The 23,077-nt window shown below is 48.3% G+C and carries 14 protein-coding genes; 12 read left to right on the top strand and 2 right to left on the bottom strand.

Going from position 1 to position 23,077, the window contains the following annotated elements; translation table 11 throughout:
- Positions 1 to 2: 2 nt before the first annotated feature.
- The 3 genes from VIS48_10675 (at position 3) to VIS48_10665 (ending at position 3,477) form a co-directional block, all read left to right on the top strand.
- A complete protein-coding gene (locus VIS48_10675; GenBank protein ID HEY9166614.1) occupies positions 3 to 1,640 on the top strand; it encodes a glycosyltransferase family 39 protein in 1,638 nt (545 codons plus the stop codon).
- Between the two features lie 123 nt (positions 1,641 to 1,763).
- The gene (locus tag VIS48_10670; GenBank protein ID HEY9166613.1) at positions 1,764 to 2,792 is read left to right on the top strand and encodes a zinc-dependent alcohol dehydrogenase family protein; all 1,029 of its coding nucleotides are present in this window, start codon (positions 1,764 to 1,766) and stop codon (positions 2,790 to 2,792) included.
- 49 nt (positions 2,793 to 2,841) lie between these two features.
- Complete coding sequence (locus VIS48_10665; protein HEY9166612.1) at positions 2,842 to 3,477, top strand: hypothetical protein; 636 nt, start codon at positions 2,842 to 2,844, stop codon at positions 3,475 to 3,477.
- Positions 3,478 to 3,914: 437 nt separating this feature from the next.
- On the opposite strand, the gene VIS48_10660 is transcribed toward VIS48_10665, so the two are convergent.
- Together VIS48_10660 and VIS48_10655 are read right to left on the bottom strand one after the other, a co-directional pair.
- Entirely contained in the window at positions 3,915 to 5,309 is a 1,395-nt protein-coding gene (locus VIS48_10660) for a tetratricopeptide repeat protein (protein ID HEY9166611.1), read from the bottom strand.
- A gap of 224 nt (positions 5,310 to 5,533) precedes the next feature.
- Complete coding sequence (locus VIS48_10655) at positions 5,534 to 6,268, bottom strand: hypothetical protein (protein HEY9166610.1); 735 nt, start codon at positions 6,266 to 6,268, stop codon at positions 5,534 to 5,536.
- Positions 6,269 to 7,175: 907 nt separating this feature from the next.
- Here VIS48_10655 and VIS48_10650 point away from each other — a divergent pair.
- From VIS48_10650 to VIS48_10610, 9 genes are all read left to right on the top strand, one after another.
- The gene (locus tag VIS48_10650; GenBank protein HEY9166609.1) at positions 7,176 to 11,369 is read left to right on the top strand and encodes a S8 family serine peptidase; all 4,194 of its coding nucleotides are present in this window, start codon (positions 7,176 to 7,178) and stop codon (positions 11,367 to 11,369) included.
- Positions 11,370 to 11,376: 7 nt separating this feature from the next.
- Positions 11,377 to 14,847 carry a choice-of-anchor D domain-containing protein gene (locus VIS48_10645; protein ID HEY9166608.1) on the top strand — a complete coding sequence of 1,157 codons (3,471 nt, stop codon included), beginning with the start codon at positions 11,377 to 11,379 and terminating at the stop codon, positions 14,845 to 14,847.
- A gap of 426 nt (positions 14,848 to 15,273) precedes the next feature.
- On the top strand, positions 15,274 to 15,435 hold the full coding sequence (locus VIS48_10640) for a hypothetical protein (GenBank protein HEY9166607.1): 162 nt from the start codon (positions 15,274 to 15,276) through the stop codon (positions 15,433 to 15,435).
- A 56-nt stretch (positions 15,436 to 15,491) separates the two neighbouring features.
- Positions 15,492 to 16,640 carry a hypothetical protein gene (locus VIS48_10635; protein ID HEY9166606.1) on the top strand — a complete coding sequence of 383 codons (1,149 nt, stop codon included), beginning with the start codon at positions 15,492 to 15,494 and terminating at the stop codon, positions 16,638 to 16,640.
- A 43-nt stretch (positions 16,641 to 16,683) separates the two neighbouring features.
- Positions 16,684 to 17,394: an ABC transporter ATP-binding protein gene (locus tag VIS48_10630; GenBank protein HEY9166605.1), complete on the top strand. Its 711-nt coding sequence runs from the start codon at positions 16,684 to 16,686 to the stop codon at positions 17,392 to 17,394.
- An 8-nt stretch (positions 17,395 to 17,402) separates the two neighbouring features.
- Positions 17,403 to 18,575 (top strand): FtsX-like permease family protein, encoded by a 1,173-nt coding sequence (locus VIS48_10625; GenBank protein HEY9166604.1) that lies wholly within the window; start codon positions 17,403 to 17,405, stop codon positions 18,573 to 18,575.
- Entirely contained in the window at positions 18,572 to 19,867 is a 1,296-nt protein-coding gene (locus VIS48_10620) for an FtsX-like permease family protein (GenBank protein HEY9166603.1), read from the top strand. Before VIS48_10625 ends, VIS48_10620 begins: the two co-directional genes overlap by 4 nt.
- Positions 19,864 to 20,601 (top strand): outer membrane lipoprotein-sorting protein, encoded by a 738-nt coding sequence (locus tag VIS48_10615; protein HEY9166602.1) that lies wholly within the window; start codon positions 19,864 to 19,866, stop codon positions 20,599 to 20,601. The genes VIS48_10620 and VIS48_10615 overlap by 4 nt, the downstream gene beginning before the upstream one ends.
- Positions 20,602 to 22,134: 1,533 nt before the next feature.
- A complete protein-coding gene (locus tag VIS48_10610) occupies positions 22,135 to 23,073 on the top strand; it encodes a GIDE domain-containing protein (GenBank protein ID HEY9166601.1) in 939 nt (312 codons plus the stop codon).
- Positions 23,074 to 23,077 lie beyond the last annotated feature (4 nt).

Genomic DNA, 23,077 nt, shown 5'->3' with positions numbered 1-23,077 from the left:
AGTTGAGCCTTCTCGAATACAAATCAGTCAAGAGGCTCCGTCAAACTCTAGTCTCATATAGGATAGGACCTAAACCCTGGACGAGAATCCTGGCTGAGTATGCCGGGAAGTGGTACTCACTCGCCCTTCTTCTTGTCTTCGTCGCCTGCGCGGCTGGAATTGTGCTTTATCGGATCGACAGTCACGCGTTTCTCTACTTCGGTGACGCGACATCGCGGGTCGTCAAATCCCGTGAGTTCATAGACTCACAGCATACGGGCATAGGCAATATTGGCACAGTCTGGCTCCCCCTTCCGCAGCTGTTGCTTGTTCCTTTCGTATCGATCAACGGTCTCTTCTATTCGGGCATTGCCGGAGCGATGGTCGGCATTCCGTGTCTGGTGGGCACGGGGCTTCTCCTCTTTGGGATTATCCGGAGAATCACGCGGTCGCTTCCGATCGCGTTTCTCGGTGCCTGCTTGTTCGCCCTCAACCCGAATGTCGTTTATATGGCACTCACACCTATGAGCGAGCTCAGTCTCTTCTTCTTTGTCGCACTCGGCGGGTATGCCCTTCTGCGATGGCTCGAGACAGACGCTATGAAGTGGCTCCTGCTGTCCGCCGTTGCCGTGATGCTGGCAACTCTGTGTCGCTATGAAGCGTGGATACTCGCTCCATTTGTCTCACTTGTAAGCGCATCAAAAGGGATCGGTTTCCTGACAGAATCAAAGAGACTATCCTTGAAAAGGATAGCCGGTATTGCCGCAATATCCTTTGCCGGGATTGCGTTCTGGCTGGTCTGGAACGCGGCCGAATACGGCGACTCGTTGACATTCCTGCACTGGACATCTTCTATTGCCCCCGCCGTCTCTAATTACTCGCTGGAGCAACGTCCGCTTGCTAACCTCGTCACATTTGGCCGGGCGATTTTGACCATCTTTGGCCCGGCTTTGCTTCTGGTCGCCGCGGGCGTGTTCATCCGTTTCCGGCACAAGGCCGTCGAATGGAAGCAGGTTATGCTCCTTATGTTCTTCAGTCTCCCGCCTCTCTTCATCTTCTTTGCGTTGATGGCTGGTCGAGTGCACATGGATCAGTGGTGGTGGAACTGGAGGTTCGTGCTGACGTCGGGCATGTTTCTGTCGCTGGCGGCTGCAATGGGCCTTTCCGAATTATTCAGCAGGGTCCGGTCGATGCCCGTACGCGTCGCCATTATCGCCGCCCTTCTCATGATGCCTTTTGCCCAGATCACAATTCCTTCGGTTGGAGTTGCGACTTTTAAAGACGCTGCAAAGAGTCTTGTTGACACAACCCCGTTTGCGACCGCGCTCGGCGAACGGCTTAATTCAATAGACGACAAAAGCTCAATCGCACTCCTAACCGGTTATGGTCAGGCACAAAGAATCATGATATCCAGCGGATTGCCGCTGAAGAGATTTCATATCATATGCAATCCGGATAGCGGGGGTTTCCTTGAGCCGCTTTGGGATTCCGATCGGTATGTGGTGGTCGGTATAGACCGCACACTGGAATCACAAGAGTTAATTAAACACTGGCTTTCCCAATGGTCGTCGAAACTCAAGAACTATAGAATCTATCATGAAGACGGTAACTATATGCTCCTGGAACGCAGGGAGATATTCGCATTAGGGGAGACGAAATGAGGTTATGCAAGTACTCAATCGGAAATGTTCCGATATGTTCCCACAAACATGTTTCCGGACGGGTGAGGGAATAAGAATGTTGGAAGATTTGAGCTGCAACCTTAGAAAAACACGGAGATAATAATGAAAGCTTTAATATATCATGGAGCGGGGAAGCGTGCCTGGGAAGAAAAACCAAAGCCCAACATAAAAGCTGCAACGGATGCAATCGTTAAGATGACGAAAACCACCATTTGCGGAACGGATCTCCACATCATGAAAGGAGATGTTCCCGAAGTTCCCGATGGACTTACATTGGGCCATGAAGGAGTGGGCATCATTGCAGAGGCAGGATCGGCCGTTTCCAATTTTAAAGTCGGCGACAGGGTACTGATCTCCTGCATTACCTCGTGCGGGAAGTGTGATGCGTGCAGGAGGGGCATGTACTCGCATTGCGAGAACGGCGGCTGGATACTCGGGCATCTTATCGACGGAACGCAGGCGGAGTATGTCAGGATACCTTATACCGACACAAGCCTGTACCATATACCGGACGGTACAGATGAAGAGCCGTTTGTGATGTTAAGTGACATCCTGCCGACCGGATTTGAATGCGGGGTTCTAAACGGCCAGGTCAAACCCGGAGATACTGTTGCCATCGTCGGCTCGGGTCCCATTGGGCTTGCGACTCTTTTAACAGCACAGTTTTATTCTCCCGCCGAGATCATTATGGTTGATACTGATACAAATCGACTTGACGTAGCGAAAACGTTCGGCGCAACGAAGTTTGTTCACGGCAATGCCGTTGATGAGATAATGAAACTCACAAACGGAAAGGGTGTCGATGTGGCGATTGAAGCCGTCGGAACTCCAGGTACGTTTGATATCTGCCAATCCATTATCGCCCCGGGTGGACACATCGCCAACATCGGCGTGCACGGCAAGAGTGTTAGCCTGCACCTCGAAAAACTATGGGCGAGCAACATCACACTCACGACGCGCCTCGTTGATACGGTGACCACCCCGATGTTACTTAAAACGGTTCAGTCCGGAAAACTCCAGCCCCAGAAATTAATCACTCACCGTTTCGCGCTCGATCAGATCATGAAGGCATACGATACGTTTGGAAACGCAGCGAAGGAAAAAGCTCTTAAGGTCATTCTCGCGAATTAATGCACGAGGGAATGACTGCAAAAGTCCTATTTATTAGAGGAGACATTCCATGAAATTATATAAGAGATCCATCGTGTCGGCTGTGCTCGGTAGTTTGCTGGTTCTGATGGGTGGGTGCTCATCATCCATACTCGTAGAAGAATGGAGTGATCCTTCATTTCATGAGGCTCCGCTGAATAAGGTGTTGGTCATCGCCGTAAGAAAAGATCTCTCCAGACGGCAGATTTGGGAGGACGCCTTTTCCAGCGAGCTATCCCAATATGGCGTCCAGGCAACGTCCTCTTACCGTCTGTTTCCGGATATGCTGCCGGATACAAGTCAGGTTATTAAAGCTGTTCAGGAAAATGGTTTCGACGGCGTCCTGGTGACCCGTCTCCTTCTTCCTGATACGAGCTCCGATTATGTCGAGAGTTCTGTCACAACACAACATGAACGACGATATAATTTTCGAACAGGGTATTACACGTATTATAAACAATATGTCCAACATCCGGGATATGTCGAGTCTCTGGTAACTAAACGACGCTCCATTGATGTGTGGGTGACCAGGAACGAAGGAAGAATCATTTGGAGTGCTGAGGGTAATACTCCTGAATTGGGAACGGTTGAGGCTGTGCGAAATGATATTGCCGGACTTGTGGTACCTGAGTTGGCGCGGCTTGAAATAATTAATTCCAAGCGGTAAAGGGATAGCGCAAGACATAATTCACGCACCACTTCGCAATTTGAAGATGTTTTCGCCGACAAGAGATATGCACTGAATCGAAGCGGTGGAAATGTAACAGTCATTGACGACGCGACCAATCAGACCACGCTGGTATCTTCCCGCACAGATCCTGATGCCGTAGCAGTTAATCCCGTTACTAACAAGGTATACATGCCGAACTATAACAGTAAGAATGTAACGGTCATTACCGAGCAGAATGTTCAAAGCGATTCATTGACAACTTCCATAGGAGCCCTTGCGGGTAATCAGACGACAAGCTCGGCGCCGATGGGCAGAGATCCGCGTCGATGAAGAAACTTGTGTTGATGAAGTAGGCAATACCAACTAACCTGCCTTCCTAGAAGTCCCGTCATCAACTCAGGCGGGACCTTCTTTTTGCCCGCGTGAACTTGGCTTTACCAGTTATAACCCATTTCCTTAAGCCATTTTTGAGCGGAAACATTTCCCAGTCGTGCACACGTCTTGAGACATTCAATCTTTTTATTTGAGTCGCCTCTGTCGCCGTAGGCAAATGCCAGTGCGAGATAAGCCTGCATATTTTTCGGATTGAGTTCAACGGCTTTCTCGTAGAGTGATATAGCCTTGTCGAGGTATCCCTTTGTACGATAGATAAGTCCTTGAGCAAAGTAGCCGTTTGAATTCTTCGGATCAAACTCGATCACTTTTCCGTAGAGAGACATGGCAGTGTCGATGTCTCCTTTTTTATCGTAGATTAACGCTAAATCATAATAAGCGGCCGGATAAGCTGGATTGAGATCGATCGCTTTTTCGTAGAGTGATTTAGCTTTCCCGAAGTCCCCCCTGTCGTAGTAGATAATTCCCAAGACCAAGTAACCGTATGAATAGTTTGGGTTGTGCTCAATTCCTTTCTCATAGGACGACACGGCTTTGTCGGTATCTTTTTCAAAAATGTAGTAGGATCCTAAGCCGAAGTCGGCATATGAAAACTGTGGATTGAACTCGGCTGATTTTTCAAAGAGCGTCACAGCTTTGTCGGGTTCTCTTTTGGACAAATAGGTGCGCCCTAAGTTGTAGTAACCAAGAGAACACTTTGGATCCACTTCAATGGCTTTTTCGAAGAGTGAAATCGCTCTGTCAGTGTCTCCATTAGTACAATAAGCCATCCCCACATTATTGTAAGCGTCCGTAAATTCCGAATCGAGTGCAATCGCTTTTTCATAGAATAGGATTCCAGTCTTGATATCGTTCATCTCAACAGCATTGTAACCCTCTTGGAACCAATCGCTGGCCGAGAGGGACTTTGAGGCAGAAACATATTTAGCTTGCAGTCTATTGCGTTCAGTTTCATCTGTTACGCGCGTAAGCTGTTTCCGTATTCTGCTCAATGCAGCCTCGGCGGAATCCCCCTTTTGGCTGGCATTCTCAAGCTCTGTCAGCCTGACCTGGTCACTTGCAACGAGTCCGATTTTACGGGACACGTCCTTTGCATTTATTGTGACCGAAGCTTTGATGTAGTATGTCCCGCCGTTCCATTTTTCATCAAGAACATTTGTCGCGCTAACACAAGCGGTAATGCCCCTTAGCTGTTCTGGTGTAACTCCTGCGAGTACGCTTCTATTTTCTTCTGTGGTCGTATCAAAGGTGCCCCGCAAATACGTATCGACATCTTGGAGCAAGATTCTTTTCACCTGATCAAGCGCTATTGAACGGGAGATAATTTTGTCGTCTGATGCGCCCGCGGTATATGTATATTCCCGGTCAAATGTCCTCGTTTGTGAATAAAGAGGCACGGAAAAAACACACAGCAAGAAGAAATATCTCGATTTCATAAAACCTCCTTTGTCACAAGATCTACTTGAAGCTGTTAGCGGCAACTGCTTAGTCTTAGCCTTCATAAGGAGAAGGGTTCATCGAAGTCCAGTTACGTTACCCTCGTCGAATGTCAGGGCAACGCCAGAAGAAGATGCTGACTCAGTCCTCCTCCTTATGGCTGAGCACTCGTCCTCGTTGACGGTCCCTTTTGACAGTCGAATTAAAATCCAGATTTGAGAGGTTACATTTCTTCTCCCCTCAGTACTCTTGCAACCTTGTCGGCGAAGAAATCAATGCATTCCCTCATCGAATCCTCATTCAGATCGTGCTTCCACGTCTCACTACTGTGCCACAATTCGGTTCCGGGATCCCTTACGGTGCTTAAGTCGTTCGAGACTTCAATAGCACACCCATCCGGTAGAGATGAACGGTAAAGTGCCAAGACCGCTCCAGTCTGTCCTTTTTCAACGATAATTATCTTGCAATCTAGCTTTGCAAACTGCGGATTTAGATAACATGAGTTGACCAACTGAAGTGTATTGCCTGTCTCTTTATCAGTTACCTGATCTATTTTGTTATCTATCTCAAAATCGATGCCCTCTATCTCCAAGATCAAATCTGTCTGAATCCTTTTGCCAATTTCCGAATAATCTGTTTGACCGGACTGTAACAAATTGTTCAGAAGGCCCCGATCTCGAACAGTGAAGCCAGCTTTCATTAAGTCCTTTTCAATTTCATTGTAAGCGTTGTTGTATCTTGTCAACGTCTTTTGCTCTGCTTCAGTTACCTTCTCCGTCGTGTACGGAACTCGTAGAACCACGACTGGATTGGGTGTTTTCTTGAGAAAGGCCCTCAACTCGGGACTTATTACAACATCGTCCGACTTCAGCACCGGTTTTATGGTCGCCATATAGGTACTGCAAGCGCTCAAAACAAGAGACATTGATGTGGCTAAGAGAACTAGTTTCTTTTTCATTTTCTTCTCCATATTTGGTTGCGATCGTCACATTATAGCTGGTTGAGATACAACACTCATCTGTAATCGTCGTGGGCCCTCATAAGAAGCCAACGTTTGGCGCCTAACGACAACTGGGCCCTGCTCTATTATCTAGATATTCCTGACCTGCCTGCGTCTTAAACAGCGATGCAAAGTTAGCAATCCAATTTAGCAATAGCAAAGTTGACAACGGACGTCATTGGCGCAACAAGGACCCGACTCATTCTGGCGGGAACCTTATTGGGTATAAGGCTGAACTTCAACTACGCCTTGAATAGTTTCAACTTTAGGAAATACTCCAATGAGAAACGGATGTTCGTGCTAGTTGTCTCGGCGGCTGAGATCCGGTTCTCTCGGATCGTCACAATCCTAAGTGCCCCCAAAACCGATCCAATGTTATCTTAGTACTCAACTCGGAATTGGATGTTGATCCATCAACCTTTACCGCTCAGGAAAATACGAACGATAACACTCAATGACATCTAAAGCTTTGCCGGTTTCAATGACCTTTGCAGAATTCATCAACTGTGATATAATGCAATCACCGTGCTCATCAATTTGGTTATGGAAGGGTTGCGGGCTAAATTTTACTAGATTCCTTTGCGTGGGATAACGCGATAAGAAATCCACTCGTTTTGCAGGAAGCTAGGCGACGTATAAAATAGATCGAACATCCACATGCCTGTGAAGACGGAGGACTAGTTGTTGCCCGTCCTTCGCTTGTTTCTCTCAGAGCGTCCTCATATAACAGCAGGTCATTTTCAGAGACACGGTGAAAATGGACTGAAGGTGAAAACTATAAAGATGTCAGGGAAGGCTTAGTTAAGGGCGATTTCTTATCAAGTCAAAGGCTGTCAGCCGCTAAGAATGTCAAGGGAGTAGCAATATGAATAAAAGTATCACTAGTCTTCTTTTACTTTTTGCGTTTCAATTAGCTAACGGGCAGACCACACTTTTTCGTGACAGTGGGCCTGGCAATCCAGTCAAGGTGAGCGCGAACGCGACGAAGGCGCATTTTCTGCCGGGAGTAATACTTGTCAAATTCAAGGATGCGGCCAGCGTTGTGCCGGGCGAGGCGGGCGGTTTAAAGAAGACCGGAGTGCCGACTGTCGATGCGATCTTCAAGCAATACGAAGTGACATCGGTGGTACAAGTTTTTAAGGGTGCAAAACCGCTTGAGCAAAGCCAGACGCTAAAGGCATTCAATGGTTACACCTTCGAACGGCCAAGCTTGCACAACATTTACGAACTCACCATTAAAGATCCGCTGAAGCAATTTGATGCGATCCAAACTTTGAAGGGTGATCCGAACGTTGTCTATGCCGAACCCGATTATGTTTATTCTATCGTGAATGATAAACCAGAATCCGGCATAATCACCCCGCAGGAGATTCATGAGTATTTGAATGACCACGGTACTAGTGGCAGCAATCCGAAGTCACCAAGAGTTGTCACTCCACTCGACCCGCTTTACTCACAGCAATGGGCAATACCTGCCGTTCATGCAGACGCCGTGTGGGACACAACCACTGGCGACTCAAGTCAGATAATTGCGTTTCTCGACACTGGTGTTGACTGGCATCATCCGGATCTTGCCGACAACATTTGGACAAACACCGCCGAAGCGAATGGAATCACCGGTGTCGACGACGACAATGATGGCTATGTCGACGATCTTCATGGTTGGGATTTCATAAACAACGACGGCGATCCAAGCGACGATAACAGTCATGGCACACATGTAGCTGGTATCGCTTGCGCAGTCGGGAACAACGGAATTGGAATCGCAGGAGTTGATTGGCACGCGAGGATCATGCCAATAAAAGTATTCCAGAGCAACGGTCAAGGCGACGCAGCTACAATCACTCAAGGGATTTACTATGCGGTGCTGAAAGGCGCGACAGTAATAAATATGAGTTTTGGAAGCTACGCCGAATCACTGACGATGGAAGCTGCCCTGCAATATGCCTATGCACAGTGTGTGCTTGTTGCCGCGGCGGGCAATGATGCTGCCGACATCAATTCAATACGTCCTGGCCCGTTCTTTCCAGCAGCACTGTCCTATGTGCTTGGCGTTCAGGCCACATCTCAGGGCGGAGGACTCGCGTCATTCAGCAATTTTGACCCTGACGGCCCAGTCTATAGCCAGTACCAAAATTTGTGGAATTATGAATTGCGAGCTCCTGGTGATGGAATAATCAGTACAATACCTGAGGGCAATTACAGGGTCTACAGCGGCACATCCATGGCAACTCCGGTTGTCTCAGGGGCTGTCGCCCTTTATCGACAACTCCATCCCGGGCAGTCTCAAGAACTGATGTTGGGCAACTTGATAAACACATCTGCAGATAACATGAACATCTTTGCCGCGCTTAATGTTCATCCTAATCCGGAGTTATGGTTCGTTTCCAATACGATCGTTGACACTCTTGCGGGTGATAACGGCAACGGACTGGTTGACGCAGGTGAGACGATTCAGGAGTGGTTCACGGTTAGAAATACCTGGGGACAATCTGACAGCGTTTTTGTAGGATTGCAACTCGGTGAATTTGAGGACACGTCCGTTGCACATATACTGAATTCGGTTGCATACCTCGGCAGCATCAGTCCTTATGCAACGAGAACGAACGAGGCAAATCCTTTCGTAATCCAGATCTCGCCGAGTGTTGCCGAGGGCAGGACTATAGTGTTCCGGGCGACGCTTTGGTATCGCGGAGCAGTGGATACCACGAAACAACAGATCGTATTGACAGCGAGCAATGGACAACTCCTTGCAGGCGTGATGGATTCGACATTGACGTTGACGCCCAACAGGATTTGGCTCGTGAACCAGAGCTTCAGAGTCGGCTCCAACGGAACATTGACAATAAATCCTGGGACGAGAATCGTTCTCAATAACCTGCTCGTCAATAAAGGGCACATCTATGCCCTTGGCACGGCAGACAGCAATATCGTTTTCAATGGGCCGTCCGGATTCAGCGGTGTTGGCAGCTTTACATTCTCATATACACAGTTCATTTCAACGAATGACGGCTTCGGCGATGATATGTTCGGTTCATCGGTCTACACTTTCGATCACTGCAAATTCGACGGATTCTACGAGACCAAGAGTAACAGCATGTTTTTGGGCACTAATTTCAGTTTCTCAGAATGCGTGTTTGTGAACTGTATGTTCGGCATTTTTAATATTTATCATGCACCTGTGTTGTACAAATGCACCATCGATAATTGCAACACAATTGCTGCGAGCTATGCCAGTGGGCAATCTTGGTTTCCGGGGAACTACAATAATTTTAATCGCTTGTTCAATTACGCTCCTGCTCTTTGGCCGACTTCAGTCCTTTTTCCTACGACCGATGCGGCGTCAGTGGGCAACAACTTCCTTGGCTTTGGACAGAATTCCTTTGCAGTTTATGCCGTGGGAACAGGAGATATTGTTAAGATCCCTAATCAATATTGGGGGACTGTTGATTCATCCAGGATTGAAGGGAAGATCTTTGATTTCTGGGAAAATGCGAATCTGCCCATGGTAAACTTTAAACCTTATCTGACGGCTCCATCCGACTCTGCTCACGGGATCGTCTGGAAAGTTCTCGTTGACGGTATCGATCCGCAAGATCAGAAGAATCTAATGAGTCCAATCGGTGCTGGTCCTCATCGTTTCGATGTCTATTTCAATCGTTCGATGGACACAACCCACACCCCGCAACTTTCCTTTGGTGTGCGTGATCCATTTAATCAGCAAGCTGTAACTGATTCGGCACATTGGTCAGACACTGCCAGGGTATGGACGGCGTACAAAACCGTGAAGCTGTACACTGGAGACGGAATTAATATGATTCGTGTGTCAAGCGCCACGGACCCCGAAGGCTTTGAAATACCCGTTGAAGACATGAGGTTCAGTTTTCTTATCGATGCGGCGGGAACCGAATCTGTTGACTTCGCCGCGACGCCGGGTCTCGGGAAGGTTCAACTTGACTGGGTTAAGCCTGACTTGCCGGACATCTTAGGATATAACATGTATCGCTTCAACAACTTGACAGACACGACCTACTCTGACACTACTTTGATAAGCACAAAATTAGTGACGGATACAACGTACACAGATTTCAATGTCGTTCCAGGTAAGAATTATTACTACGCTTACAAGGTGGTACGCACCGATTTCACTGAAAGTGAATATTCCAAGTTCGTCGGAACAAAAGCTTTGACATCTGAACCTGGTGATGCAAATGGCGACTTTAATGTAGATGTTCTCGATGTCATTTCGGTCGTTTCTTACATCCTCGGTCAGAATCCACAGCCCTTCATCTTTGCAGCAGCGGATGTGAATGACGATAGTCTAATTAATATCCTGGATGTGGTCCGCACAATTAACTTGATCCTTTATCCTGGCACAGGTATGCCAAAGACAATTGCTTATTCAGATGTCTCGAAGTCGTCACAGCAGGAAGCGACGCTAAACCTCGTCAATGGTAAAGTCTGGCTTAATTCGCCTGTCAGGGTGTCGGGTATTCAATTGAGGTTTGCCGGATGTAAAGATCCGAAGGCGCTGAGCCACCTTGAAGGGTTGAGCGGCCTTGAGGTCTCGACTGCCGAAATAAAGGGAGACACGGCAATTGTCCTTGCTTACAGCATGAGAGGAGATTTCATACCCGAAGGCAAAATAGCACTTCTTCAAAGCAGCACGAAGGGATTTTCCCTGGTCTCCGCGGTTCTTTCTTCATCGGATGGCAAGTCAGTCTCCGTGAACGTGTGTAACAATGGTGTACCTGTCGTTCCAGTGACGTACAGCCTGCTTCAGAACTACCCGAATCCATTCAATCCGACGACGACAATCCGGTACGGACTGCCCAAAGACGTAAGTGCAGTTCAGATAGTCGTGTATGACATTCTTGGTCGGCAGGTAAGAATGATTGAGCAGGGAAGCCAGAGCAAAGGTTACCATGAGGTCATCTGGGACAGTAGGAATAGCAACGGAGCTCGAGTTGCTTCCGGAATATACTTCTGTCAGTTCAGAGTCCGGGACAACAATGCGTTCAGGATAATCGGCACGACTAAAATGATGCTCCTGAAGTGAGGTCTATATGATTTCACTACGATTGTTCTTCCTTCGCCTGCATCACTCGGCAGTGGGTTCTAAAGTGAAGAGCCTTGCAGTTGCTGGAGCTCTTACATTGCTGGCCGTGTCGAGCCTGCGCGCATCGACAATTATGTATCTCGACAGCGTAAGAACAGGTCCAAATCAGACCGTCGGTTTTTCACTTTCCATCTCAAACGACAAGCCTTTTGTTGGTTTTCAGTTGGATCTTAATTATCCAAGTGTTTTGACCTTCGTCAACGGTTCAATCCAACTCACTTCGAGAGCCGCGGATCAGTCGTTCTCGGCAAGTGTAGTCTCACCCGGAGTGCTTAGAATAATTGTTTATTCGGTTAGCTTGACTGCATTCAAAGGTTCATCCGGTGCCGTACTTACATTGAATTTTGCGGATGGAACGACGGCAGGAACCTATCCGATTGGTATTCAAAACGCAATCGTTGCTGATTCGGCCTCGCACAATATTCTGACTGCCTCATACGGTGGACTTTTCACCCTGAGCGCTCCCCGGCTTAACGTCTCGCCCATGAATCTGAACTTCGGTGCCGTACCACTGCATCAATACAAGGTCGAGACAGTCACTCTGGAAAACACCGGCAATGTAGACCTCCATATTTCCAAATTGTCGATTAACCAGAGCGTTTTCTGGATGAATGATTCCTCTGCCGTCTCCTTGCCTGCAAATGACAGTATCACAATCAACGTGAACTTCGGCTCCCTAAAGAAAGGAGCATATGCCGGCACATTGACAATCTCAAGCGATGATCCAGCCGCCTCGACTCAGAGTGTCACGTTGAATGGAATCGCTTTTGCAGTGAATGAGCTAAGGATTGGCTCTGCTAACGGACGCTCCGGATATGTCTTTCATGTTCCGGTTTCTATAAACAACATGGAGAGATTCACTAGTTTTGAATTCAAAATAGCTCTACCGTCAGTTGCAAAATTTGTAAGCGGGTCAGCGCATCTCTCAAGCAGGGCAACTGACCAAATCGTCGCGGCGGATACGTTGGGAAATATCCTTACGGTTCTTGCATACTCACCCTCAAACTCCGCTTTCAAAGACACTGGCGGTGTCGTCTTGACAATGGACTTCATGGTACAAGGTCAGGGTGGTACCTACGCCTTGTCACCGTCGGATGCAGTCATTAGCGATTCAACCGCTGCAAATATCATATCCGCCTCCTACGCTGGTAACCTTCAGGTGATCTCCCCGATACTATCACTTAACACAGATTCGATTGGCTACGGCAGTGTTTCTGCAAAGGATACGGCAAAGGTGACATTGATTATTTCAAATAGTGGCAGCGATACTCTCACAGTGAACTCAATCTCAGTCGACAATGCATCCTTCCGCACCCCATTCGCCGCACCGGTTTCAGTGCCCGTTGGGGGCTCGATCTACTTAGTGGTGTCATTTCATTCCACACAGGAAGGCAATCATGGTGGTCAGATTACAATAAGGACCAATGACTCGCAGCATGATCCCGCGTACGTGTCCCTATCGGCGAACGTTTACCTTCCGAACATACTGAGTGTCGTTGATGGAGCTGGCTTCAAAAAGGAAAGTGGGCTGATTGCTTTCGACCTTGAGAATATGAAATCCATAGTGGGTTATCAATTCGATCTCCAACTTCCTGACTCGATCACACCCCTTTTGGATTCAATCCGGCTGACGTCAAGAAAGAAGGATCACGTCATAAGTGCATCAAGACTAACTTCCGGGCTTCTGAGAATCATCGCATATTCACCTTCACTTGCTCCGTTCTCGTCAGACAGCGGATCTATCATGGAGTTGCCCGTTTTGCTGGGAGATACTGCCGGGACATTCCAGATTCATTTGTTAAATGTTGTTTTAAGCGACTCATCCGGCAAGGATGTCTTAACAGGTGAGAATGATGGCAGTTATATAATTCACTCCAGAAAAATAACCGCGACGCGATCCCTTAATTCGTCATGGAACATGATCTCCATTCCTGTTGTTCCTGACAACTATGCAGTTGGAAGTCTATTCCCCAACGCAACGTCGAATGCGTTCGGCTTCAACAACATCTATGTACCTGTGGATACCTTACATAATCAGTGTGGTTACTGGCTGAAATTCGACACATCATCCATCATAAATATCACAGGTCTTCCCATCGTTGCTGACACTTTTTCCGTAGTCGCCGGGTGGAATCTTATAGGTTCGATAAGTGCATCAGTACCCGTGGACAGTATTATTGAATCTCCAGGCGGAAACGTGTGTTCTTTTTACTTTGGCTTCAATGGCGGTTACCGCTTCGCTGACTCCTTGGCACCAGGGATGGGATATTGGGTGAAAGCATCCAATGCTGGCAGATTGATCCTTCATACTGACCCTGCTCGAATCTACTTATCGTCAGAGCCTGCCCCCATGATCAGCAGTCACAAAAAGTACGTCGAAGCATTCAAATCCCACGTCACTATGGGCGTGAACATCTCCTTCTTGGACACACTTAACTATTTGAAAATTGTTGATGCAGATTCCTTTGCGCAGACACTATACTTCGGCAGAGCAAATGTCGATTCTCTGGCTCTCCTTCGATATGAACTTCCGCCGAAGCCTCCGGACGGAGCATTTGATGCGCGTTTTGGATCGGACAGATTTCTGGAGACTCTTCCTCAATTATTTGATTCAACTGATTTTGGTGTTGGAGTACAGACAGTCTGTTATCCCATAACCGTGCACTGGCACGTTGCCCAAACCGGAGTTGACTATTATCTCATAGTAAACAGCAGTGACAGTACAAAAAGGACTCGGATGAGTGGTGACGCTGAGTTTGTCATTTCAGATTCAAGCGAGCATTCATTCACATTGCGGTGCGTGTCGACAGCCGGGCCTGGAGATGAAATTCCGCTTCCCATAAATGTTGTGTCAGTTGCTGCTCAATCAGGTCATGGTCTCGTAAAGCTCACTTGGGTAACTCAGGCGGAAGTAAATAATGCTGGCTTCAACGTCTTAAGAAAAACGCCTGTTGACAACTCCTTTGTGCTCATCGCGAACTACTCCACGGATAAAGCTTTGAGAGGACTCGGCACAAGTCAAAGCGGCAGGACATACTCTTTTACCGATTTGAAACTCAAAGGAATCGGGCTGTATTCATACAAACTCCAGAGCGTGAGTACAAACGGAATCACGACGGACATAAACACGATTAATGTGACGGTCCAAATTCCTAAGAACTATTCACTCTATCAGAATTATCCGAACCCATTTAATCCGTCGACCACAATCGCTTATGACTTGCCGTCGGATGGCTTTGTACTTTTGAAGGTTTACGATATTCTTGGAAAGGAAGTGCAAACACTTGTGAACGAACAGAAGAGTGCTGGCTCGTATCAGGTGATTTTTGACGGAACTCGCTTTTCGACCGGAATGTATTTCTACCGGATTCAGTCGGGGAATTTCACTCTTGTCAAAGAAATGCTGTTAATGAAGTAGAAGTAATCTGCATCATCGTTCATTTGAGTCCCGTCATAAATAATCGTGGCGGGACTTTTTATTTTAAACCTCAGCATTAGGCTTCAGGAACCGCATATCGTGAAGATGAAGTCTTTGGAAGCTCTGGATTCCGTTTGTCTTGATCCATGTTCAACGATAGTCTTCCTCGGGCCATCTTTAGGACAACAACTTTTATATTGAGCCTCAAAAAGTTCGTGTCATCGTTCCGATCGGGGAGCAAGTGCCCACCAACTACCTACGTTTCGAATTCAATTGTTCAGCTCTTCACATCTCTTTCTAATCACCGTGTTTGTTCGTCTCATATGGCGAGCGATATCTCCACATTTGGGTGAATAATGAATGTGCACCAAAGATCGTGGAGTTGTTGTTGGCGGATAGGATTGGTAACTTTGCATCGGCACATAAATGAGCACAAACCAGTTTAAATGGTCGCTGGCTTCCTTCTTGCTTTACTGTTTGTCAGCAGGCGCGAACTACACGATCGCGCCCGACTTCTTCCTCGTCGATGCAATAAACGACCATTTGCTTAACCTGATGGCCTGGCAATGGGGAACATCAGGTCACTGAGTCTGACCTAAAGGACGTCTTCGGATTAATGACGCGATACCACAGGCCGACATAGGATGCTCATCCACACTAGACACGTCAAAATCTCGATCGTGGTCATAGCGATGACACATGCAGCATTTGCCCAGACCGAACAATTGCACGGCGAGGCATCTGCATGGCTTACTACTAATTCACAGGAGCGGGCCGTATCTGTCCTTGGACTCCGGTACATCCCCGATTTGCTGGCCGAGTATCGTTTAGGGGGTGAGGTCGATGCGAATATGGAGCTGTCGCTCAACACTTTTGCTACCGCACAATATGAGCAGAATCAAAGTCCGTTGTACGATATAACACTCAAGTTGTACCGTGCGTGGTTCAGATTGTCCACAGAACGATTTGAGGCGCGCATCGGTCTGCAGAAAATCAATTTCGGTTCGGCCCTGTTGTTCCGACCGTTGATGTGGTTCGACAGGGTTGACCCTCGCGATCCGCTTCAGCTTTCAGACGGTGTCTACGGCATCCTCGCCCGGTACACGTTCCAGGACAATGCCAACTTCTGGCTATGGGGGCTGTACGGGAACAACTACACGAAAGGATGGGAAATTTCTCCCACCGAGAAGGAAACGGTTGAATACGGCGGAAGAGCCCAGTCAACGCTCTGGGATGGGGAGGTCGGCATTACGTATCATCACAGACGCGCGGACCTTGGTTTGCTCTTGCCTTTTGCACTGCAGCCGATGAATACGAACGTTCCCGAAGACCGGTTGGGATTGGACGGGAAATGGGATATCGGCATCGGTGTGTGGTTTGAGGCGGTGCTGATCCGCGAAGAGACCGACATCCCTGATCTGCACTTTCAGCGGCAATGGACGCTTGGAGCAGATTACACAATTGCAGTCGGGAACGGATTGTACGTCGCGATGGAATATTTCAGAATGGAAAATCCACCAGCCGCTCTTGCCTCCGCAAATGGTCAGGGTTTCTCGGGATTATCGATGAGCTATCCACTGGGAATACTCGACCAGCTGTCGGCCATTGTTTATCGGGACTGGAACAATAAGCAATGGTACCGGATCGCAACCTGGCAGCGCAAGTACGACAACTGGAGTTTGTATCTCCTCGGATTCTGGAATCCGGAGACTATTCAGATCTATCGGAATCAAGGGGGCACAAACGCGTTTGCGGGAACGGGGTTTCAAGTGATGGCCGTGTTCAATCATTAGATGGATTTTCATATTTCTTTGCGGACATAAGATGGAGCAGCGTATGCAGAATGCGACACTGATAACGACCGAAAATCTTGACAAAATCTATGCGCTCAGTCAGACGAATCTTACTGCGCTCGACCACATCACCCTTTCTATAATTCGGGGAGAGTTCGTGGGTCTCGTGGGTCCGAGCGGTTCAGGCAAGACCACACTACTCAATATTTTGGGTGCTCTTGATGCTCCATCTCACGGGAGCGCTGTCGTCCTGGGGCGCAACGTGGAATCCTTGTCGCACAAAGAAGCGGCTCGTCTCAGAAACGAACACATCGGATTCATCTTCCAGACGTTCAACCTCCTTCCTGTCTACACCGTCTATGAAAATGTCGAGTTTCCACTCCTGTTACAGAGGGTTGACGCATCCCGACGAAAGCAACTTGTCGAAGAGGCGCTGGAATGGGTCGGCCTTGGAGATAGGGCGGATTCCAGACCGTCGCAACTTTCAGGTGGACAGAGTCAGAGAGTTGCGATTGCGAGGGCGATGGTGAAGAAACCCGAGCTCGTGTTGGCCGATGAACCAACCGCGAACCTTGATGCGGCAAATTCCCACCATATTATGAAAACGATGTTGCAGCTGAATCAGAACCTCAAAACAACGTTCGTCTTCGCGACACACGATGAAAAAGTCATCGGGTATCTCAGGCGGAAGGTGACTCTGGTAGACGGAAAGGTCGCAAAGGACGAACGTCTCGCAGAAGAATCGCAATCGTGAGGTAGACTATGCTTACGTTGAAACTGGCAATTCGAAATATCCTTAGTGCTGGTCTACGGACATGGCTTAATGTTATCGCTCTCTCGTTCTCATTTGTTGCCATCATCTTCGTGCAGGGATTCTATGACGGACTGAACGACCAGGTGGAACGTGCAACTATCGACGACCTCTACGCAGGTGGACAGTATTGGCAGAAGTCGTACGATCCGTATGACCCGCTCTCGTTGGACGACGCTCACGAAGTGCTGCCACCTCAGCTTCAGTCGCTCATATCAGAGGCAAAGGCAACACCTATCCTTATTCGAAGAGGGACCATCTATCCTCAGGGCCGATTCCGCTCTATTCTCCTGAAGGGAATCGATCCGGATCAGAAGATCCTGTCAATTCCTTCTGAGCTATTAAAGGACACATCTCAGGAAATTCCTGGTGTGATTGGGACTAGGATGGCGAAGAGCGCCGGAATACACGAAGGGGATGTGGTGACGGTGCAGTGGCGGGACATCCACGGCACGTTCGATGCGCGCGATGTAACGATCAAGAAGGTGTTCAAAACGACTGTGCAGGACATCGACAACGAACAGATATGGATCCCATTGGAACAGCTCCGGAATTTCACTCGCACAGAGAACCAAGCAACGATTGTCGTCTTAAAAAAGAATGTCGTACCGGTGGACAATGTCGCCGACTGGAACTTCAAGGATCTCTCATTCCTTTTGAAAAGCATACATTCGCTCGTAAAAATGAAAAGCATTGGCGCAAGTATCATGTATCTTCTCCTTCTGTTTCTGGCTATGCTGGCAATATTTGACACGCAGGTTCTTTCAATCTGGCGGCGCCGGAAGGAGATGGGAACGCTCATGGCCCTTGGGATGACAAGGACGAACGTCATTGAATTGTTTACATTCGAAGGAGCATTTCACAGCATTCTGGCAGCTGTCGTCGCTGCGGTGTACGGGATACCTCTTCTCGCGATTGCGGCCAATAGGGGTTTCGAACTCCCAAATGCTGCGGACAGCTTGGGTTTTGCTATCGGGGAAAAGCTATTCCCCGCCTATTCTCCGGCGCTGGTGATTGGTACGACAATCCTGGTCTGCACTGTGACAACCATCGTCAGTTTCCTTCCGACAAGAAAGATAGCGCACCTGAAACCCACCGATGCACTGAGGGGGAAAATGTCATGATTAAGTTTCTCCTCAAAGGACTCTTGCGGGACAGGTCAAGATCGCTCTTTCCGTTCCTGACCGTTCTTGCCGGGGTGATGCTGGTCGTCTTCCTGCAGGCGTGGATCAACGGTGCAATTTCGAGTATGATTCAGTCGACCGCCCACTTCAACACCGGGTACGTCGATGTAATGACCAGGGCGTACGCAAAGGAGGCAGACCAAGCATCCAACGAGTTGGCGCTCCTCGGAATCGATACGCTCATCACCGAGCTAAGACACGATTACCCCGATCTTGTCTGGGTTCCGCGGATCAAATTCGGTGGATTGCTCGATATCCCCGATGAACACCACGAAACCAAAGCCCAGGGCCCAGTCAGCGGCTTGGCGGTAGATTTGCTGTCGGCGGGGAGCGCTGAATGGAAAATCCTCAATATGAAAGACGCCATTGTCCGTGGGCGGGTCCCGAGAAGTCACGGAGAAATACTTGCCGGCGAAGAATTGGCGGAAAAGTTGGGTGTCCAGCCGGGAGACACGGCGACCTTGATCAGCTCGACGATGTATGGAAGTATGAGTGTGACAAACTTCGTCGTTGTCGGGACGGTTCGGTTTGGTATTGCCGCGATGGATAAGGGAATGGTAATTGCCGACATCTCCGACATACAGCAAGCGCTGGATATGCAAGGAGGGGCAGGAGAAATACTGGGATTCTTTGCGGACGATTTGTATCACGAGGACCGGGCAAATGCGGTGACAGCGCAGTTCAATGCTCGCCACATGGTCAGTTCGGACAGTACGCCATCGAACGCTGTTTCTTTCGCGCCGGTCATGGGAACGCTGCGAACGCTCAGCGGACTTTCAGACTACATCGACTATGTCGATATATTTTCTGCAGTCATCGTCGGCGTATTCTTGGTTGCCATGTCGATCGTTTTGTGGAATGCGGGCTTAACGGGAAGCTTGCGCCGGTATGGCGAAATCGGCCTCCGCCTCGCCATGGGTGAGGACAAGACGCATGTGTATCTTTCTATGCTCACGGAATCCTTGGCAATCGGTTGCATCGGATCGATTGTGGGTACGCTTTTCGGGCTTGCGATCGCATTCTATTTGCAGGTACACGGTTTCAACATCGGTGCGATCATGAAAGACAGCACGATGATGCTGCCGAACGTCGTGCGGGCGCAAATCACGGGTCTTACCTTTGTGATCGGCTTCTTCCCCGGCCTGCTTGCTACATTTCTGGGCACCGCGATGTCCGGCATCGGGATCTACAGACGACAAACATCGCAATTGTTCAAGGAGCTTGAAACATGATCACCATGATGTGGCTAATTCTCTCCCTCCTGCTGCCTGTCAACTATTTACAGGCTCTTTCAGGAGACGAGATACTCAACAGAGTCGATAAGAACATGTTTTCAGAAACCAAGATAGTGGAATCACGCATGGTCATCCACGGGCTCCGGGAAATGCGGACCGTGGAGTCAAAATCTTGGCAGCGGGGCACGGACGAATCGTTTACGGAATTCGTTGCCCCGGCCCGTGAGCAGGGGACGAAAATGTTGAAGCTCAAAGATATGCTGTGGGAATATTCCCCTTCGACCGACCGCACGATCATGATTTCCGGACATTTGCTCCGACAGTCCTTGATGGGTTCCGACCTGTCGTACGAAGACATGATGGATGATCCGCATCTCCCGAACATGTACTCGGCAACGATTTCTTCAGAAGATACGGTGACAGGTAGGCTATGTTGGGTCCTCGACCTGAAGGCGATAAAGGAAGATATCGCTTACGACCATCGTCGGATATGGGTCGACAAAGCACGATTTATTGTTCTCAGGGAAAACCTGTACGCCAAAAGTGGAAAACTGCTAAAGACCGTTGATGTACGGGAGGTAATGAAAGTTCAGGACCATTGGTTGGCGAAGTCGGTTTTATATAAAGATGTGATGAAAGAGGGAGAGGGGACAGAGTTTCTAATCGATGGTGTAACGCTTGATGCCAGTATCCCCGATTTTCTTCTTTCAAAGGCTGCGTTGCGAAGGTGATCTCATCGAACACCATCTCAACGAATCATTTTGCCGATCTCACTCAACGGCTGCTGCAATCGTTCTGGTTGTCCAATCACTTTTTGTCGGGCTGGGAGATAGGAGCACAGGTGAAACCAACTCGGCTGGTGCATGAACTGACGCGGATATCAACCTGACCTGCCCCCGATAAGTGTTCCGATGTTAAGTTAGCAATCTCGACCAAGCAAAACATTCGTCGCGCCACCCTCGTCAACTTGACTTTTTTCTTGAGAGTAAAACAGTTCGAGTCATCGTTCCGATCGGGGAGCAAAGCCCACCCGATGTGCGAACTTCCCGGTTAAAATCTTCAATTCTTGTCATGTTGGTGTGAGTAGTCACTTCCTTGCTCTTGTCGGGAAGACTATTTCCCGTCGCTCAGTTGAAAGCCAAAGCCGCGCGCGCGAACTTCGAACTGCCAGTACCCGACCGGATTACTAACTTCACATTAGTACAAAACATGGGGGCAAGTTTGTCAGAATTCATCTGTCAATCATAAACTTTGTCCAAGCTGATTGCTGGGTTGGCTCATCTCTCCAAAGTCATCTAAAGAAATCATGTTTTGCAAAGCGAACGGGTTTGAACTTGCATCTGTGATGGAGTATAACACTTTTCTTGATCCCCTCCCTTTGGTGTAATGCTCCGCATGACATCAGTTAACCCCGCATTAAGTATTTCAGTGCAGGCGACCACTGCAACAACAATCCATCAGACCAGACTGAAATCAAATCCGTATACCTGGTCTTAGTAAGGAAAAGGTCCGAAATCTTGACAATAGAGCGGTCAGCAGTTACATTATTTTGAGTCTAAGTTAACGTATGCTTTACGGGTAAAATCAAATCAAGAGGGGGTTGTGAATGAGCAATTACCATGTACTTTGGTTGACACTCTCTTCCGTATGGCTTTTATTCGGTGTAGTGGCCGTGTCAGGGTATTGGAGCCGAAATTACACCCGTGGGAAATGGAGACGCGAGATGATCACGTTGGCTCTCTTGATCGGTGGCATGTTATCTCTGAGTATACCCGATAGGTACCTGGTCCACCGCCATAATCATCACCACCGGATGTCCAGAGCCTGATCGATTGTAGCAATCCCGTGGCAAATGGGTGGTTGTTGCCATTCAGAGCACTACGGACAAATAAGGGCAAGAAATACGGAAGCCCTCATCAGGCTTAGGGCGGCGCCGTGTTTAGAAAAATCCTTCCTCCTGCCAATTTTTGTATTACAACCTCGATTTTGAACGTCAACAAGATCGAGTCATCGTTCCGATCGCGGAGCAAGATCAAAGTGAAGTGCGATCCTACAAGTAAACATCTTCAGGTCTTGTCATGGCTCGCTGACGATTCCCTTAATTCAATTGAAGGCCGAGGGCCCGCGAGATCGATCTTCGAGTTGCCAATGCCCCGCCGGAATACTAACTTATCATTTGTGCACAGCAGGGGGCATATCACTTTTATATATATTCCAATCATCGAATTAGTAAGAAATAATAGGTACATATAGGACTCCGCCAAATGGATTCATCTATACTGTACATCTCAGTGTTCGTTATCTGCCTATTGCTATCGTGGTACCTCTACAAACGATTCTTTGCATACAGCGGCTTAGAAGACAAGTTTTCCGACGTTGTGAATTCGGGTGGCAGTTTTGTCTTCGGTCTCGTTCTCTTGCTCATTATCCTTCTATTGATGCTTGCCTCAAATCATTTCGTTTTGTGGTTCATCACCTCCATTACATTTTCAATTGCACCGTATTTTCTTGTTGTCATTGGTTCTATCCTTTTTCAATTTGGTTTTGCAAAGATGAATGAGCTGGAGTTTATGCGCAACATTCCGCGCTCAAAGATTCGATCGGTGGCTATTGGACCGGTGGAAATAAGCGGTACGATTCTTTCGCAAAATGTTCTCACGACTCCGTATTCTAAGTCGCCGTGCGTGTACTGCCGGAGTGAATTGGAAATATATTCCGCGGATGACGATTCAGACTCTGACAACTCGGGCGGATGGAAGACGGTACCTGGACCAACATTCAAGATTCCTTTTTGGGTTAAAGACGAAACCGGACAGATTATGGTTGACCCGGAAGGTGCTGAAGTTGAGATTTCAGATAGAGAGCTCGGAATGTTGAATCAGGATGGCTCTTCGAAAGATGCCGACGATGCCGTGTCAGAGAATTTTTCTCCCAGACCCGGCGACAGACGTTATGTCGAACAGTTCTTGGCGCCGAATGATCCGGTGTTCATTCTCGGATCGGCGGGGATCAGAAAGGACGGACCAACAGAACAACTTCTGATCCAGGGAGGGACGGAAACCGCACGATTCGTTATCTCGGACAGCCGAGAAAAGTATGCGATCTATCAAGAGAAATGGGAAATGCTCGCCGGGCTTTCGTATGGCATAGTGATTTTCGTTACGGGATTTTTGGGAATACTTTATCTAATAAACCTATTATGAGGAT

Source organism: Candidatus Kryptoniota bacterium, assembly GCA_036567965.1.
Lineage (GTDB): Bacteria > Bacteroidota > Ignavibacteria > Kryptoniales > JAKASW01 > JAKASW01.
Note: the sequence above shows the minus strand (reverse complement) of the source record. Positions and strands in the feature narration are given on the sequence as shown.

Coding starts and splice junctions, on each gene's coding strand:
- VIS48_10650 (HEY9166609.1), top strand. CDS start 7,176: ATGAATAAAAGTATCACTAGTCTTCTTTTACTTTTTGCGTTTCAATTA.
- VIS48_10625 (HEY9166604.1), top strand. CDS start 17,403: ATGCTTACGTTGAAACTGGCAATTCGAAATATCCTTAGTGCTGGTCTA.
- VIS48_10655 (HEY9166610.1), bottom strand. CDS start 6,268: ATGAAAAAGAAACTAGTTCTCTTAGCCACATCAATGTCTCTTGTTTTG.
- VIS48_10635 (HEY9166606.1), top strand. CDS start 15,492: ATGCTCATCCACACTAGACACGTCAAAATCTCGATCGTGGTCATAGCG.
- VIS48_10615 (HEY9166602.1), top strand. CDS start 19,864: ATGATCACCATGATGTGGCTAATTCTCTCCCTCCTGCTGCCTGTCAAC.
- VIS48_10630 (HEY9166605.1), top strand. CDS start 16,684: ATGCAGAATGCGACACTGATAACGACCGAAAATCTTGACAAAATCTAT.
- VIS48_10670 (HEY9166613.1), top strand. CDS start 1,764: ATGAAAGCTTTAATATATCATGGAGCGGGGAAGCGTGCCTGGGAAGAA.
- VIS48_10665 (HEY9166612.1), top strand. CDS start 2,842: ATGAAATTATATAAGAGATCCATCGTGTCGGCTGTGCTCGGTAGTTTG.
- VIS48_10610 (HEY9166601.1), top strand. CDS start 22,135: ATGGATTCATCTATACTGTACATCTCAGTGTTCGTTATCTGCCTATTG.
- VIS48_10640 (HEY9166607.1), top strand. CDS start 15,274: ATGAGCACAAACCAGTTTAAATGGTCGCTGGCTTCCTTCTTGCTTTAC.
- VIS48_10660 (HEY9166611.1), bottom strand. CDS start 5,309: ATGAAATCGAGATATTTCTTCTTGCTGTGTGTTTTTTCCGTGCCTCTT.
- VIS48_10645 (HEY9166608.1), top strand. CDS start 11,377: ATGATTTCACTACGATTGTTCTTCCTTCGCCTGCATCACTCGGCAGTG.
- VIS48_10620 (HEY9166603.1), top strand. CDS start 18,572: ATGATTAAGTTTCTCCTCAAAGGACTCTTGCGGGACAGGTCAAGATCG.